Source organism: Dryocola baronae (assembly GCF_051297175.1).
Taxonomy (GTDB): Bacteria; Pseudomonadota; Gammaproteobacteria; order Enterobacterales; family Enterobacteriaceae; genus Dryocola.
This window is the reverse complement of sequence record NZ_JBINNY010000001.1, coordinates 1,842,261-1,858,258: the sequence shown is the minus strand read 5'-3', so window position 1 is coordinate 1,858,258 and position 15,998 is coordinate 1,842,261. Positions and strand designations below refer to the sequence as shown.

Here is a 15,998-nt window from a genome sequence, read left to right as displayed (position 1 = left end):
GGAAGGAGCGGTTAACGCAGCGGCGTGGCGAGAGGATTTCTTGCTAAATAATCGGCGCATTCCTGCGTTGGGCGATCGACGCGCTTCATGTTCATTCCCGCGTATTCAAGCCTGTCGCCGTCGCGCTCAACGTCATAAATATCGCGTTTTTGCGTCACGTTATACAGCGAGCCGGAACGCACCATCAGCTTGCCCGGCAGGGCAATAACGCGCTGCCACTGGCGACAGTCCAGGGTATCGCCCTGCGGCGTCACCACCAGGGTGGCGATAGCTTCCGGGCTAACCATTTCACTTTGCGGCCCTTCGGACTGCCAGTAGCCCGCCAGACCCGCCGGTGCAGGCGCCTTCACAACCTGACCGAAATCATCGACCTGCACGCAACCACTCAGGGCCAGCAGCGCCGCTAACATTGCAAACTTCTTCATCGTCTATCCTGACTGCGGAGAAAAAATAATTCTGGCATTAAAGCATTTCGCCCGCCACTGTTGCAAAGGAAACAGCATTAGCCTGCGTGATACTTCCTGAGGGGTATGCCCGCCTGCGCAGACTTTTGATTCGCATCATAAAAGACACAATCAATCGGCCAGGCCGTTTGGATGCCTCGGAAAAAATGATTTAATAGCCGCCTTCATTCACCTCCTTCTGTGTACAGAGGCGGGAAACATGTCCTGGCAACACTTCAAACAGCAGTACCTGATTAAATTCTGGGCGCCGATGCCTGCGGTTATCGCAGCCGGTATTCTCTCAACCTACTATTTCGGCATCACCGGTACCTTCTGGGCCGTGACGGGTGAATTTACCCGCTGGGGCGGTCAGCTTCTACAGCTGATGGGCGTCCACGCCGAAGAGTGGGGCTACTACAAACTCATTCATCTCGACGGTAATCCGCTCACGCGCATCGACGGCATGATGATTATCGGCATGTTCGGCGGCTGCTTCGCCGCGGCGCTGTGGGCCAATAACGTCAAGCTGCGCATGCCGCAGCACCGCATCCGCATTATTCAGGCGGTGGCGGGCGGGATAATCGCGGGCTTCGGCGCGCGTCTGGCGATGGGCTGTAACCTGGCCGCGTTCTTCACCGGTATCCCACAGTTTTCGCTCCACGCGTGGTTCTTCGCGCTGGCGACAGCGCTCGGCTCATGGTTTGGCGCACGCTTCACGCTGCTGCCGATGTTCCGCATTCCGGTGAAGCTGCAAAAAGTCTCCGCCGCGTCGCCGCTAACCCAGAAGCCGAATCAGGCCAAACGCCGTTTCCGCATCGGGATGCTGGTGTTTATCGGCATGCTCGGCTGGGGCGGCTTAACCGCCATGAACCAGCCGAAGCTCGGGCTGGCGATGCTCTTTGGCGTCGGCTTCGGCCTGCTGATTGAGCGCGCGCAAATCTGCTTTACCTCCGCGTTCCGCGATATGTGGATCACCGGCCGCACACACATGGCGAAAGCGATTATTCTCGGCATGGCGGTAAGCGCCATCGGCATCTTTAGCTACGTGCAGCTCGGCGTTGAGGCCAAAATCATGTGGGCTGGCCCCAATGCGGTCATCGGCGGCCTGCTGTTTGGCTTCGGCATCGTGCTGGCGGGCGGCTGTGAAACGGGCTGGATGTACCGCGCCGTGGAAGGCCAGGTGCATTACTGGTGGGTTGGGCTGGGCAACGTTATCGGCTCTACGATTCTGGCGTACTACTGGGACGCCCTCTCCCCGGCGCTCGCCACCCGCTGGGATAAAATCAACCTGCTGAACACCTTCGGGCCGCTGGGCGGGCTGCTGGTCACCTACCTGATGCTGCTCGCCGCCTTCCTGCTTATCGTCGGCTGGGAAAAGCGCTTCTTCTCGCGCAGAAACATCGCCGTCAACCAGGCCATTAAGGAGAACGTATGAGTAACAACATCGTGCCGGACTTTCGTCTTGATATGGTCGGCGAGCCCTGCCCTTATCCGGCCGTCGCCACGCTTGAGGCGATGCCGCAGCTGAAAAAGGGACAGATCCTCGAGGTCGTGAGCGACTGCCCGCAGTCCATCAACAATATCCCGCTGGACGCAAAAAACCACGGCTACACCGTGCTCGACATCCAGCAGGACGGCCCGACGATTCGCTATTTGATTCAGCGTTAGGCTGGTATTTTTGGTGGATGGCGGATCGCGCCATCCACCCATTAACCCAAAATTAAGCCAGATCCGTCAGCATTACTTTTGCGATTTCGAAATAAATAATCAGCCCGGTACCATCGATTAACGTGGCAATAAACGGCGCGGACACTACCGCCGGGTCGATATTTATTTTGCGTAAGAACATGGGCGTAACCGAAGAAACAATGGCGCTCCAGACCGTAATAGCCACAAGCGTTAAACTTACCACCATCATTACTTCCATACCGACGCCAAGCATCCATGCCCTACAGAAACCGGCGGCGCCGATGGTCATAGCAATAAGAATCGAAGTCGTAATCTCTTTGCGTAAAACCGCGCCAAGGTTTTTTAAACCGACCTCCCCTAACGCCATCGCTCTGACTAACGTTGAGGTAATTTGCGTGCCGGTGTTACCGCCGGTGCCAATTAATAACGGAATAAAGAACGCGAGGGCAATAACTTCCTCAAGCTGGGCCTCAAAGGATTTAATTACCGTACTGGTATAGGCTTCCGCCACAAAAAGCAGCAATAGCCAGACCGACCTTTTTCGCCATAGGGCAAAGACGCTGTTTTCCAGATACGGCGTATCCAGCGGTGAAGACGCGCCCTGCAGCTGCACGTCGAGCGTATTCTCATCCTCGATAAGCCTGGCAATTTCAACCGGGCCTAAAACCCCCTTCACCTTGCCGTAGTTGAGCACCGGAATGTAGTTTTCACCCGATTTTTTGATAGCGATAGCGGCGTCGTGCCGCGGTTCTTCAGGCTTTAGCGAGAAATAAGCGTTGCGCAGCAGATCGCTAACCAACGAGGTTTTCTCAGCCTGAAGAAGCGCCCTGACGGAAACCAATCCCTTCAGATAGCCTTCCCCGTCCACCACAAAGATCTGCGGTGGGATCTGGTCGTTTTGCTTATCCATAAAAATAAGGGACTGCGCCTCGCCAACCGTTGTCGTCGGTGACAGCGAGATATAATTCTCGCTCATATAGGCGGCGATAGCGCTATTCTTTTCGACGAGCTGCTTTCCTTTCGCAGCCTGCGAACCGCCCGCACGCGGCAGCGTAGTGATATTGGATGAAGTGGTCATGATGATCCCCGATATACTGTTATAAAAAATATAAACAGTCCTCATCTGGGGCGAAGCAAGATAAGAGAGTGCTGAAGCTATCTCCATGTCTCGGTTTTAGCACTGTACAACGTATCCCCTCAGCAAGCGGGAAGTTACATGGGATTATACCTTCGCTCGATATAATCTGTCCTAATCTTGGGCGTCTCTCGACGTCGTCAGATCAGCAACCTTTGTTTGTACAGGAGCCTCGCCTAACGAGATACTGCAAGTCTTCCGGGGAATATAGTAATGCGAAAAATAGCTACGGCAATTGAAATGACAATGGCGGTTTACGTTCCATTTAGAAATCTTTATAACATGCTTTTACGATACCATCATCAAGAGTCATCTTGAAGAGAACGCATTCTAACCAATCTAAACAGATTGGCTCGATGCCTCAGAATTTCCTTGTATTGCAAAGTAAAATTATTTAAAAAATTAAAACCCTTAAATTCAGCCTGATTTTATTGTTAAAATCAGGCTAAAATCACTTTGTTATTTAAGTAATGAATTGTCGATTGTTTTTATATCCTTCCCATAAATATCTTTTATAATGTTAAGTTGGACACCATCACTCTTTCTCGTAGCAAGAACATTGATATCTTTTTCGTCGTCGCAATCAAAATTTCCTTGAACAGAGAGAGCTAAGGGTATCAAACTATCATCTATTGAGTATTGAATGTGACTAATATCGTTTTGCTTAGAGATAATTTTTACATCTACGCCACCATTATTTGTGTCTTCTTCTAAATTAAAAACTAAGCCATTCCGTGTATCTGTATCAATTATCTTTAATGAGGAAGTATATTCTGCATGTGCAACTAATAACGAATCTATATCTGCACCTGCTGAGGTACTACCTGACTCATTACTTGTATCAACAATTTTCACGTAGCGATAGGATAGGTCACCCACTGTATCAATATCATATCCCTTAACCGTTCCTTTACTATTCGCTTGCGTCGATATTGAGTCGACTTTTGTCCAAGATTTATTATCAGCTGATACAAACGTATCCCATGAATTGTAAACTACAGCTTCATATATATAAAAATCTGCTGCTGAAGTTCCATCTCCCGTCAAAACCATTGGCTCCATCGTTAAAACTATACTCCCCCCTCTTCCTAACGAAGCTGAGAGGTTATCAGGCTCACCCAATGTATAGGATTGATTAGGGGACGACGTCCCTGCACCAGGAGTAAAACTAACAACATCAGTTGCTGCCTCTACTCCAACCGCAGGTATATCAGGATAACCAGCATAGCTCTGTGCCATACATGGACCTGTTAAACTCATAAAACCTAAAGAAATAGCAACTTTATGGTACTTTCTCATTACAATGCCCTCTGTTTATTTTTAATCAAAACGAAGGGTTTGTTATAGCATCCATATGCTATGGAGATTAAACAATTCGAAACATTGTTTTATTTATTACAATCATCAACCTCACATAAATTATAAATAAACAAAACATTCTGGCATCCCATATCAGTCGTTTCCAACCGATATGGATTTGAATAAAAAACTCATTGCTTTATACGTCAAAAGACCTCACCACTCATCGCCGTTCCTCACATGGCCCAATTTTGGCCGTATATTATTCTCAAGCTGATAAATAATAGACAGGATAAGATTTAGGTTATAGCCGGTTATTTGATTATGCTCCTGAAATAAACTCGAGCAGCTTTCAATCAGGTTGAAGTTGGCATATTTATCGAAGAGAGGCAGGTTAGGCTGAATTTCTACAAGATACTGCTTATCTTTTGGCGAGGTGAAAAGATAGATATTTTTATCTATTTTCGCGTCTTTATTGATAATGTCCGGGAGGTAGCGATCCAGCAAACTAATGTTATTTTCACTGACCGTGCCCATCATCTGTTTACCTACCTCATGCCAGTACCCTTCGGCAACGTAGCTACCGATTCTAAACTGGGGAACGGAGGTGATGATATTTGTAAAGCCGTGTTTCATGCCGTAGTACAACGCCATGCTTCCACCTTTGGAACCGCCAAGAATAGACACCATCGCGGGTTTCACAAAATCAATAACGCCCTTTATGAGCAGGCTAACACCTTGTTCTATATTAAAATTCATGCCATTGCACAGGTAGTATGCCGGCAGCCCGTTAAAGTCATCCCTGATCCAGAGAATATTCGAGTGGCAGTGGTTAAGTACGTTGAAGTCATAGATGGTAGGATCGGGAATGTTAAAGCCGGACATGACGATCAAAAGATGCTTACAATCTTTTGCTCCCGGCTTGAAGCGATATTTAATAGCAAGATTGCTCTTGAAACTGAAAGTGAGTTCTTCTGTCATTTTGCTTGCCCATCAAAGAATTTTCGCAAGTATAGGGATTCAACAACGCGGCCTATTATTAAAAGATGCGAAAATTCTTAGATCCGAGCGCAACCCTGTGCAGTTGCCTTATTGATGCAGACTGCGATCAAATATCTGATTTTGTATCATTGTTTACATTGAAAAGGCTGTCGAAGAACGTCCCGGACGCTCTCCGTCAGCTTATTAGTGAAGGGAGTGACGGGACTAAACCTGCATATTCATCACTTCCTGGTAGGCAGAAACCAGCTTGTTACGCACCTGAATCCCCATCTGCAATGAGACTGAAGATTTTTGCAGGTCGACCATCACGTCGTTAAGCGCTACGCCCGGCGTGCCGAGGGCAAATTTTTCTGCCTGAGCGCGCGCTGCGGTTTGCGTGTCGCTGATGCGGCCTAACGCTGCCTGTAACTCACCGGCAAAGCTGACCTTCGGATCGTTGTTTTGAACCTGATTACCCGCGCCAAGCGCCGTCGCCTGCAGCTGCTGGATAACCCCTTCAATCCCCTGAATTGCCATTTTCCTGCCCCAGTTTTATTGAACGCGGCAAGATTAGCACCTTGTCAATAGGATAAAGGCGGTAAATAGGTGCAAAAAATAGAGCTAATTCGGCCATCGAAAATTCCTGAAAAGAAAATAATGACTGCGCCATCTATCTGGAACTTTTGTCGTGTTTGTCGACCCGGGAGCTCGTTTTGTTCACTGTTTATACGAATTATTCTCTCTTTGCTAAGCCGCGAGGTGCGCAATGACTGCAGCTGCGGCCCAGGCACAAACACCGCCCACAAAAGCTCAGGAGTGGATAACACGCCTTCGCGCGAACCCTAAAATTCCTTTAATCGTCGCGGGCGCGGCGGCTATCGCCATCATCGTGGCCCTGGCGCTGTGGGCCAAACAGCCCGACTATAAAGTGCTGTACAGCAATTTGGCCGATCAGGACGGTGGCGCAATCGTCACCCAGCTGACGCAGATGAACATCCCGTACCGCTACTCCGATAACGGCAGCGCGATTGAAGTCCCGGCGGACAAGGTTTACGACCTGCGCCTGCGCCTGGCCCAGCAGGGTTTGCCAAAAGGCGGCGCGGTGGGCTTTGAGCTGTTAGATCAGGAAAAATTCGGCATCAGCCAGTTTAGCGAGCAGGTGAACTACCAGCGCGCGCTGGAAGGCGAGCTGGCCCGCACCATCGAAACGCTCGGCCCGGTGAAGAACGCCCGCGTCCACCTCGCCATGCCAAAACCATCGCTGTTCGTTCGCGAACAAAAATCCCCTTCTGCCTCCGTGACGCTGACCCTGCAACCGGGGCGCGCGCTGGATGAAGGCCAAATCAGCGCCGTCGTGCATATGGTTTCCAGCGCCGTCGCCGGTCTGCCGCCGGGTAACGTTACCCTTGTCGACCAGGGCGGGCACCTGCTGACCCAGTCCAACACCGCCGGGCGCGATCTGAACGACGCGCAGCTGAAGTATTCCGCCGACGTTGAAAACCGCTATCAGCGCCGCATCGAAGCGATCCTTGGCCCTATCGTCGGCAACGGCAACGTCCACGCCCAGGTCACCGCGCAAATCGACTTTGCGAATAAAGAACAAACCGAAGAGCAGTACCGCCCGAACGCGGACCCGTCGCAGTCGGCAATCCGGTCACGCCAGCTAAACCAAAGCGAGCAGGTGAACGGCCGCAACCCTGGCGGCATACCGGGCGCGCTGTCAAACCAGCCTGCCCCGCCGAACAACGCCCCGATTACCACACCGGCGCAGCCAAACCAGGCGAACCAGGCCAACGGCCAGCAGGCGGCGAATGCCGGTCAAACGCAGTCGACGTCTACCTCTGCGCAGAGCGGCTCCAGCAACACCCAGCGCGATGAAACCACCAACTACGAGGTTGACCGCACCATCCGCCATACCAAGCTCAACGTCGGGGACGTTCAGCGCCTGTCCGTCGCGGTGGTGGTCAACTATCGCCAGCTTGCCGACGGCAAACCGCTGCCGCTGACCAACGACCAGCTCAAGCAGATTGAAGACCTGACGCGCGAGGCGATGGGCTTCTCCGAGAAGCGCGGCGATACGCTCAACGTGGTCAACTCGCCGTTTACCGCGACCGAAGAGACCGGCGGCGAACTGCCGTTCTGGCAGCAGCAGTCCTTCTTCGATCTGCTGTTATCCGCAGGCCGCTGGCTGATTGTGCTGATTGTCGCCTGGCTGCTGTGGCGCAAAGGCATCCGTCCGCAGCTTCAGCGCAAGGCCGAGCTGCAAAAGGCGCAGATTGAAGCGATGAAGCAGCGCGAGGAAGAAGAAGATGCCGTGTCCGTTCGCCTGAGCAAAGACGAACAGCAGCAGCAGCGTAAAGCCAACCAGCGCCTGAGCGCCGAGGTGATGAGCCAGCGTATCCGCGATATGTCTGATAACGATCCGCGCGTCGTCGCGCTGGTGATCCGCCAATGGATGAGTAACGAACTATGAGTATTACCGGCACCGAAAAGAGCGCCATCCTGATGATGACCATTGGCGAAGACCGCGCCGCCGAGGTGTTCAAGCACCTCAGCCCGCGCGAAGTGCAGCACATTAGCGCCGCGATGGCCAACATCAGGCAGATCTCCAACAAGCAGCTGACCGAAGTGCTGGCGGAGTTTGAGCAGGAGGCGGAACAGTTTGCCGCCCTCTCCGTCAACGCCAACGACTACCTGCGTTCCGTGCTGGTCAAGGCGCTCGGCGAAGAACGCGCCTCCAGCCTGCTGGAAGACATTCTCGAGACGCGGGAAACCACCTCGGGGATGGAAACGCTCAACTTTATGGAGCCGCAGAGCGCCGCGGATCTTATTCGCGACGAGCACCCGCAGATCATCGCCACCATCCTTGTGCACCTCAAGCGCGGCCAGGCGGCGGATATTCTGGCGCTGTTCGACGAGCGCCTGCGCAACGACGTCATGCTGCGTATCGCCACCTTTGGCGGCGTGCAGCCTGCCGCGCTCGCGGAGCTGACCGAAGTGCTGAACAACCTGCTCGACGGCCAGAACCTCAAGCGCAGCAAAATGGGCGGCGTGAGAACGGCGGCAGAAATTATCAACCTGATGAAAACCCAGCAGGAAGAGGCCGTTATTACCGCCGTGCGCGACTTCGACGGCGAGCTGGCGCAGAAGATTATCGACGAGATGTTCCTGTTCGAAAACCTGGTGGAAGTGGACGACCGCAGCATCCAGCGCCTGCTTCAGGAAGTGGAATCCGAATCGCTGCTTATCGCCCTCAAAGGTGCCGAACAGCCGCTGCGCGAGAAGTTCCTGCGCAACATGTCCCAACGTGCGGCGGATATTCTGCGCGACGACCTCTCCAACCGTGGCCCGGTACGTCTGTCTCAGGTCGAAAACGAACAGAAAGCGATCCTGCTTATCGTGCGCCGCCTGGCCGAAACCGGCGAGATGGTAATTGGCACCAGCGAGGACACCTATGTCTAACACGCTGCCGTGGAAAATCTGGACGCCGGACGATCTTGCCCCGCCGGGCAGCGGCGTGTTTGAAAGCCTGATGCCGGAAGAGGTCACCGCCGACGAGCCGCAGGAAGAGAGCGAGCCGGACCTTCAGCAGGCGCTGGCGATGATGCAGATGCAGGCGCGCGAACAGGGCCACCAGGACGGCTACGCCGCCGGTCACGCCTCGGGCGTGGAAGAAGGCCGCAAGGCCGGTTTTCAGCAGGGCATCGAACAGGGTATGGACGAGGCCAGGCAGCAGCAGGCTCCCGTTCACGCCCGCATGCAGCAGCTGGTCAGCGAATTTCAGTACACGCTCGACGCGCTGGACAGCGTTATCGCCTCGCGCCTGATGCAGATGGCGCTGGAGGCCGCGCGTCAGGTCATCGGCCATACGCAGGGCATTGATAACTCGGCGCTCATTAAACAGATTCAGGGCCTGCTCCAGCAGGAGCCGCTGTTCAGCGGCAAGCCGCAGCTGCGGGTTCACCCGGACGATTTACAGCGCGTCGAAGAGATGCTGGGCGCGACCCTAAGCCTGCACGGCTGGCGTCTGCGCGGCGACCCGAGTCTGCACCAGGGCGGCTGCAAAGTCTCCGCTGACGAAGGCGATCTCGACGCCAGCGTCGCCACCCGCTGGCAGGAACTTTGCCGCCTTGCCGCACCGGGAGTGCTGTGATGACCGCCCGTCTGACGCGCTGGCTCACCTCGCTGGATAATTTTGAAGAGCGCATGGCCAAGCTGCCCGGCGTGCGCCGCTACGGTCGTTTGACCCGCGCTACGGGCCTGGTGCTTGAGGCAACCGGGCTTCAGCTGCCGCTCGGCGCGACCTGCATCATCGAGCAGCACAGCCGCGACGTCGAAGCCGAAGTGGTCGGTTTTAACGGCCAGAAGCTGTTTTTGATGCCGCTTGAGGAAGTCGAAGGCATTCTGCCCGGCGCGCGGGTTTACGCGCGTTCCTCGAGCGAAGACGGTTTGCACAGCGGGAAACAGCTGCCGCTCGGCCCCGCCCTGCTTGGCCGCGTGCTTGACGGCAGCGGGCGTCCGCTCGACAGCCTGCCCGCCCCGGAGTCCACCACGCTTGGCGCGCTGGGCGCCGCGCCGTTTAACCCGCTCCAGCGTACGCCCATTGAACACGTGCTGGACGTCGGCGTGCGTCCGATTAACGCCCTGCTTACCGTCGGGCGCGGGCAGCGAATGGGCCTGTTCGCCGGTTCCGGCGTCGGGAAAAGCGTGCTGCTCGGCATGATGGCGCGCTACACCCAGGCCGACGTGATTGTCGTGGGGCTGATAGGCGAGCGCGGGCGCGAGGTAAAAGACTTTATCGAGAACATTCTCGGGCCGGAGGGCCGCGCCCGCTCGGTGGTGATCGCCGCCCCTGCGGACGTTTCCCCGCTGCTGCGCATGCAGGGTGCCGCCTACGCCACCCGCATCGCCGAAGACTTCCGCGACCGGGGCCAGCACGTGCTGCTGATTATGGACTCCCTCACCCGCTACGCCATGGCGCAGCGTGAGATCGCGCTGGCCATCGGCGAGCCGCCCGCGACCAAAGGCTACCCGCCTTCGGTGTTCGCCAAGCTTCCCGCGCTGGTTGAGCGCGCCGGTAACGGCATCACCGGCGGCGGGTCGATTACCGCTTTTTATACCGTTCTGACCGAAGGCGACGACCAGCAGGATCCGATTGCGGACTCCGCGCGCGCCATTCTCGACGGGCACATCGTGCTGTCGCGCCGCCTGGCCGAGGCCGGACATTACCCGGCGATAGACATTGAAGCATCGATTAGCCGCGCGATGACCTCGCTGATTTCCGACGAGCACTACGCGCGGGTTCGGCAGTTTAAACAGCTGTTATCCAGCTTCCAGCGCAACCGCGACCTGGTGAGCGTCGGCGCGTACGCCAGGGGCAGCGACCCGATGCTCGATAAGGCCATCGTGCTGTGGCCGCACCTCGAGGCGTTCCTCCAGCAGGGCATCTTCGAGCGCAGCGGGTGGGATGATGCATGTATGGCGCTGGATTTGATTTTCCCGAGCGTTTGATAGCCGGTAATCGGTGGATGGCGCTGACGCTTATCCACCCTACACCCCCATGATTTTGGGCATTTTGTAGGGGGAAAGCGTTAGCGCCACCCGACATGATTTGGTAGGAGGTAACCATGAGCCAAAACACTGCCCTGGACACGCTGCACGACCTCGCCGAAAAAGAGGTTGAGAACGCGGCGGTGCGCCTGGGCGAAATGCGTAAAGGCTTTCAGCAGGCGGAAGAGCAGCTCAACATGCTGATCAACTACCAGTTCGAGTACCGCAACAACCTGAACGACAACATGAGCCAGGGCATCGCAAGCACGCGCTGGCAGAACTATCAGCAGTTTATCCAGACGCTCGAAAAGGCCATCGACCAGCACCGCCAGCAGCTCAACACCTGGACGAACAAGGTCGATCAGGCGCTGAACTTCTGGCGTGAAAAACAGCAGCGGCTTCAGGCCTGGCAGACCCTGCGCGAGCGCAAAGCCGCCGAAACGCTGCTGGCCGAAAACCGGCTCGATCAAAAACAGATGGACGAATATGCCCAGCGGGCAACATTGAGGAAAGGCGAATGATCAAACTGCCCCTGGTAACGACCGCAGCCGATCTCGACGGCGGCACGGCAGGCACAACCGCAGGCGCGGGCGAAAAAGGCCTGCGTGACGATTTTCTGAGCCTGTTCAGCAAGGCGCTGCCGGGCCAGGTCACGCTCGAAGACGGCAAAACGCTTACCCTCGGCGCGGCGCTGAACAAGGCTACAGGCCGGGAACTTAACGCGCAGGATGCCTCTGCGGGTAAAGCAAGCGTTGCCGATCTGCTCGACCAGCTCGATATCGACCGCCCGGAGGCGCTTTCCGCCCTGCTGGCTAACGTCGGTAAAACCGCCGGACAGGACAAAACCGAGCAGGCCGACGTCGCAAAGGACGCCCCGCATAATCTCAGCACCGCCGACATGCAGGCGCTAAGCGCGCTGTTCGCCATGCTGCCGCAACAAACTCCCTCGACGCCCGCTGCGGCTTTAGCGCCGACGGCCAGCGCTGAAGGCGACAAGGCCGCGCCGCTGAGCGCGCTGCTGTCCGGCAGCGGCGTTCAGCCAAAAGCGACTTCACCACGCGGCGATGACGGCGCGAGCGCGGCGGCGAAAACTACCGCAGGCGACACGCCGTTCGCTGCGAAAACGGCGCCGCAGGCCGCAGGCACGACCGCCGATGACGCCGCGCTGCCGGCCGCTGTGGCAGATAAAGACAATACTGCGAACGCCAGCGTGAGTAACAACACCCAGCCGACGGTAGCCACGCCAACCGTCAGCAGCGCTACCGTCAGCACGCCGGTGAGCACGCACATCGCAACGCCTGTGGCCCCGCAGATTAGCGCCCAGCTCGGCAGCCAGGAGTGGCAGCAGGCGGTGAGCCAGCAGGTCACGATGTTCACCCGTCAGGGCCAGCAGAGCGCCGAGCTGCGCCTGCACCCGGAGGATCTGGGCCAGATCCAGATCAGCCTCAAGCTCGACGATAACCAGGCCCAGCTGCAGATGAGCTCGCCGCATAGCCACGTTCGCGCGGCGCTTGAGGCCACGCTTCCACAGCTGCGCACCGCGCTTGCCGAAAGCGGCATCCAGCTCGGCCAGAGCAGCATCAGCCACGAAAGCTTTGCTCAGCAACAGCAGCAGGCGGGCCAGCAGCAACAGCAATCTTCACGCTCGGCCGGCCCCTTCCCTTCTCAGGGCCTGGAGTCTGAACCCCTCGCCGTGCCTGCCAGCGTGCAGCGCCTCGCCTCAGGTAATAACGCCGTCGATATCTTCGCCTAGGCCGCGCAAAGAGAGTTAACGGCAGAGGTAACAACAAATATCCCGTGTTTTCCAGGCTTTGATGCCGGGGTGACACGGGATAATCACCCCATAAAGCAGTACCGATACAGGAATAAAGCGTGATATGACTGACACCGCTCAGACCAAAGGCCGCAAGCGCTCCCTCTGGATGCCATTACTGGTCCTGATTACCCTCGCCGCATGCGCAACCGCCGGTTACAGCTACTGGCGGATGCAGCAACAGCCTGCCGCCGCTCAGGCCGACAAGCCCGAGCCACCGCCCGCGCCGGTCTTTTTTGCGCTGGATACCTTTACCGTTAATCTCGGCGATGCTGACCGCGTGCTTTACGTCGGCGTCACGCTGCGCCTGAAGGATGACGCCACCCGCCAGCGCCTGAGCGAATTCCTGCCGGAAGTGCGCAGCCGCCTGCTGCTGCTGTTTTCCCGTCAGGATGCGTCTGCGCTGGCGACCGATGAAGGCAAGCAGAAGCTGGTAGAAGCGATCAAAAACACGCTGGCACCGCCGCTGGTTGCCGGTCAGCCTCAACAGGTGGTCAGCGACGTGCTGTATACCGCCTTTATTCTGCGGTAGACCCATGGGCGATAGCATTCTTTCACAGGCCGAAATCGATGCGCTGTTAAACGGCGACGCCGATAACAGCGACGAGCCTAAGGCCGGGGCGTCGACCGAAACCGATATTCGCCCCTACGATCCTAATACCCAGCGCCGCGTGGTGCGTGAACGCCTACAGGCGCTGGAGATCATCAACGAACGTTTTGCGCGTCAGTTCCGCATGGGGCTGTTTAACCTGCTGCGCCGCAGCCCGGACATTACCGTCGGCGCGATCCGCATCCAGCCCTACCATGAGTTTGCGCGTAACCTTCCGGTGCCGACCAACCTCAACCTGATGCACTTAAAACCGCTGCGCGGCACCGGCCTGTTCGTCTTCTCGCCAAGCCTTGTGTTTATCGCGGTGGACAACCTGTTCGGCGGCGACGGCCGCTTCCCGACGAAGGTCGAAGGGCGCGAGTTTACCCACACCGAACAGCGTGTGATTAACCGCATGCTGAAGCTGGCGCTGGAAGCCTACAGCGACGCCTGGAAAGCGATTTATCCGCTCGACGTCGAGTACGTGCGTTCCGAAATGCAGGTCAAATTTACCAATATCACGACGTCGCCAAATGACATCGTGGTCAACACGCCGTTCCACGTGGAAATCGGCAACCTGACCGGTGAGTTCAATATCTGCCTGCCGTTTAGCATGATCGAACCGCTGCGCGAGCTGCTGGTCAACCCGCCGCTGGAAAACTCCCGCCAGGAAGATCAAAGCTGGCGCGATACCCTGGTGCGTCAGGTGCAGCATTCCGAGCTTGAGCTGGTGGCGAACTTCGCCGATATCCCGCTGCGGCTGTCACAAATACTGAAACTAAAACCTGGCGACGTGCTGCCCGTCGACAAGCCGGACCGCATTCTGGCGCACGTCGACGGTGTACCGGTGCTGACCAGCCAGTACGGCACGCTTAACGGCCAGTACGCCCTGCGCGTCGAACACCTGATCAATCCGATACTGAATTCGCTGAATGAGGAACAGCCCAAATGAGTGATATTAATCAACCGTCCGACGACAATGCAGGCTCCGTGGACGATCTGTGGGCTGATGCGTTAAACGAGCAGAAGGTTTCCACCAAAAGCACCGCCGACAGCGTGTTTCGTGCGCTGGAAGGCAGCGATGTCGCAGGCTCCATGCAGGACATCGACCTGATTATGGATATCCCGGTCAAGCTGACCGTGGAGCTGGGCCGCACCCGCATGACCATCAAAGAGCTGCTGCGCCTGTCGCAGGGTTCCGTGGTGGCGCTGGACGGCCTTGCCGGCGAGCCGCTGGATATTCTGATCAACGGCTATCTGATTGCCCAGGGTGAGGTCGTGGTGGTCGCCGATAAATACGGCGTGCGCATCACCGATATCATCACCCCATCGGAACGCATGCGTCGCCTGAGCCGTTAATCGTATGAAGACCCAGACCGTCGCCCCGCAGCAGCCTGCCGTCAGCTCCAGCTCGCCGTTAGTTCAGGTGAGCGGCGCGTTAACGGCAATCATTTTGTTTATTCTGCTGGCGGCGTGGCTGGCAAAACGGTTTGGCCTTGCGGGCCGAACCGGCATCGCCAACGGGCTGAAGGTCAGCGCAAGCGTAAGCCTCGGCCCGCGCGAGCGCGTGGTGGTGGTCGATGTGGAAGACGGCCGCCTGGTGCTGGGCGTCACCGCTTCGCAAATCACCCATTTACACACCCTGCCGCCCGCAGCGGCAAGCCTCGATCCCCAGCCTGCCGAGCAGGTCGATTTCCAGAGCCTGATGAAAAATATGCTTAAACGTAACGGGAAAGCCGGATGAAGCGCTTTCTCTCCTTCTCGTTAATGGGATTTTTGGTCAGCCTGCTGTTCGTGACGCCGCAGGCGCTGGCGCAGCTGCCGGGGCTAGTCAGCCAGCCGCTGGCGAACGGCGGCCAAAGCTGGTCGCTGCCGGTGCAGACGCTGGTGTTCATCACCTCGCTGACCTTCCTGCCCGCCATTTTGCTGATGATGACCAGCTTCACGCGCATCATCATCGTGTTCGGCCTGCTGCGTAACGCGCTGGGCACGCCGTCCGCGCCGCCAAACCAGGTGCTGCTGGGCCTCGCGCTGTTTCTGACCTTCTTTATCATGTCGCCGGTGTTCGACAAGATTTACACCGACGCCTATCAGCCGTTCAGCGAAAATAAGATGGAGATGCCGGAAGCCATCGAAAAGGGCGCGGCCCCGCTGCGTGAGTTTATGCTGCGCCAGACGCGTGAAGCGGATCTGGCGCTGTTTGCCCGTCTCGCCAACACCCCGGCGATGGAAGGCCCGGAAGTAGTGCCAATGCGCATCCTGCTGCCTGCCTACGTGACCAGCGAGCTGAAAACCGCCTTCCAGATTGGCTTCACCGTGTTTATTCCGTTCCTGATTATTGACCTGGTGGTTGCGAGCGTGCTGATGGCGCTGGGGATGATGATGGTGCCGCCGGCGACCATCGCCCTGCCCTTTAAGCTTATGCTGTTCGTGCTGGTCGACGGCTGGCAGCTGCTGGTCGGCTCGCTTGCGCAAAGCTTCTACAGCTAAGGGGAAACG

18 protein-coding genes and 1 riboswitch are annotated in these 15,998 nt (G+C 56.8%); of the genes, 13 read left to right on the top strand and 5 right to left on the bottom strand.

From position 1 onward, the window contains the following. Positions 1-11: 11 nt before the first annotated feature. Complete coding sequence (gene yedD / locus ACSPHG_RS08675) at positions 12-425, bottom strand: lipoprotein YedD (protein ID WP_435953077.1); 414 nt, start codon at positions 423-425, stop codon at positions 12-14. A 238-nt stretch (positions 426-663) separates the two neighbouring features. Between yedD and yedE the strand changes: the two genes are divergently transcribed. Further along, positions 664-1,878: a selenium metabolism membrane protein YedE/FdhT gene (yedE, locus tag ACSPHG_RS08670; RefSeq protein ID WP_435953076.1), complete on the top strand. Its 1,215-nt coding sequence runs from the start codon at positions 664-666 to the stop codon at positions 1,876-1,878. Continuing rightward, positions 1,875-2,111 (top strand): sulfurtransferase-like selenium metabolism protein YedF, encoded by a 237-nt coding sequence (gene yedF, locus ACSPHG_RS08665; protein ID WP_435953075.1) that lies wholly within the window; start codon positions 1,875-1,877, stop codon positions 2,109-2,111. Before yedE ends, yedF begins: the two co-directional genes overlap by 4 nt. Positions 2,112-2,163: 52 nt before the next feature. On the opposite strand, the gene ACSPHG_RS08660 is transcribed toward yedF, so the two are convergent. The 4 genes from ACSPHG_RS08660 to fliE form a co-directional block, all read right to left on the bottom strand. After that, the gene (locus ACSPHG_RS08660) at positions 2,164-3,210 is read right to left on the bottom strand and encodes a magnesium transporter (RefSeq protein WP_435953074.1); all 1,047 of its coding nucleotides are present in this window, start codon (positions 3,208-3,210) and stop codon (positions 2,164-2,166) included. Between the two features lie 74 nt (positions 3,211-3,284). Next, positions 3,285-3,458: riboswitch (M-box (ykoK) riboswitch) on the bottom strand. A 268-nt stretch (positions 3,459-3,726) separates the two neighbouring features. Continuing rightward, positions 3,727-4,566, bottom strand: a complete 840-nt coding sequence (locus ACSPHG_RS08655; protein WP_435953073.1) for a cell envelope biogenesis protein OmpA — start codon at positions 4,564-4,566, stop codon at positions 3,727-3,729. Positions 4,567-4,782: 216 nt separating this feature from the next. Continuing rightward, positions 4,783-5,547, bottom strand: coding sequence for a hypothetical protein (locus tag ACSPHG_RS08650; protein WP_435953072.1), 765 nt, complete (start codon positions 5,545-5,547; stop codon positions 4,783-4,785). 225 nt (positions 5,548-5,772) lie between these two features. After that, on the bottom strand, positions 5,773-6,084 hold the full coding sequence (gene fliE / locus ACSPHG_RS08645; RefSeq protein WP_435953071.1) for a flagellar hook-basal body complex protein FliE: 312 nt from the start codon (positions 6,082-6,084) through the stop codon (positions 5,773-5,775). Between the two features lie 229 nt (positions 6,085-6,313). On the opposite strand from fliE, the gene fliF reads away from it, so the two are divergent. The 11 genes from fliF (at position 6,314) to fliP (ending at position 15,989) form a co-directional block, all read left to right on the top strand. Beyond that, positions 6,314-8,020, top strand: coding sequence for a flagellar basal-body MS-ring/collar protein FliF (fliF, locus tag ACSPHG_RS08640; protein ID WP_435953070.1), 1,707 nt, complete (start codon positions 6,314-6,316; stop codon positions 8,018-8,020). Beyond that, on the top strand, positions 8,017-9,009 hold the full coding sequence (gene fliG, locus ACSPHG_RS08635) for a flagellar motor switch protein FliG (RefSeq protein ID WP_435953069.1): 993 nt from the start codon (positions 8,017-8,019) through the stop codon (positions 9,007-9,009). Before fliF ends, fliG begins: the two co-directional genes overlap by 4 nt. Continuing rightward, on the top strand, positions 9,002-9,700 hold the full coding sequence (fliH, locus tag ACSPHG_RS08630; protein ID WP_435953068.1) for a flagellar assembly protein FliH: 699 nt from the start codon (positions 9,002-9,004) through the stop codon (positions 9,698-9,700). Before fliG ends, fliH begins: the two co-directional genes overlap by 8 nt. After that, positions 9,700-11,058, top strand: a complete 1,359-nt coding sequence (gene fliI, locus ACSPHG_RS08625; protein WP_435953067.1) for a flagellar protein export ATPase FliI — start codon at positions 9,700-9,702, stop codon at positions 11,056-11,058. The genes fliH and fliI overlap by 1 nt, the downstream gene beginning before the upstream one ends. A gap of 116 nt (positions 11,059-11,174) precedes the next feature. Then, positions 11,175-11,618, top strand: coding sequence for a flagellar export protein FliJ (gene fliJ / locus ACSPHG_RS08620; protein ID WP_435953066.1), 444 nt, complete (start codon positions 11,175-11,177; stop codon positions 11,616-11,618). After that, positions 11,615-12,850, top strand: a complete 1,236-nt coding sequence (locus ACSPHG_RS08615; RefSeq protein WP_435953065.1) for a flagellar hook-length control protein FliK — start codon at positions 11,615-11,617, stop codon at positions 12,848-12,850. The genes fliJ and ACSPHG_RS08615 overlap by 4 nt, the downstream gene beginning before the upstream one ends. A gap of 124 nt (positions 12,851-12,974) precedes the next feature. Next, complete coding sequence (gene fliL, locus ACSPHG_RS08610) at positions 12,975-13,442, top strand: flagellar basal body-associated protein FliL (protein WP_435953064.1); 468 nt, start codon at positions 12,975-12,977, stop codon at positions 13,440-13,442. A gap of 4 nt (positions 13,443-13,446) precedes the next feature. Next, positions 13,447-14,451 carry a flagellar motor switch protein FliM gene (fliM, locus tag ACSPHG_RS08605; RefSeq protein ID WP_435953063.1) on the top strand — a complete coding sequence of 335 codons (1,005 nt, stop codon included), beginning with the start codon at positions 13,447-13,449 and terminating at the stop codon, positions 14,449-14,451. Continuing rightward, positions 14,448-14,858 (top strand): flagellar motor switch protein FliN, encoded by a 411-nt coding sequence (fliN, locus tag ACSPHG_RS08600; protein WP_435953062.1) that lies wholly within the window; start codon positions 14,448-14,450, stop codon positions 14,856-14,858. The genes fliM and fliN overlap by 4 nt, the downstream gene beginning before the upstream one ends. Positions 14,859-14,862: 4 nt before the next feature. Continuing rightward, positions 14,863-15,243 carry a flagellar biosynthetic protein FliO gene (gene fliO / locus ACSPHG_RS08595; protein ID WP_435953061.1) on the top strand — a complete coding sequence of 127 codons (381 nt, stop codon included), beginning with the start codon at positions 14,863-14,865 and terminating at the stop codon, positions 15,241-15,243. Further along, positions 15,240-15,989, top strand: coding sequence for a flagellar type III secretion system pore protein FliP (gene fliP / locus ACSPHG_RS08590; RefSeq protein ID WP_435953060.1), 750 nt, complete (start codon positions 15,240-15,242; stop codon positions 15,987-15,989). Before fliO ends, fliP begins: the two co-directional genes overlap by 4 nt. Positions 15,990-15,998: the final 9 nt, after the last annotated feature.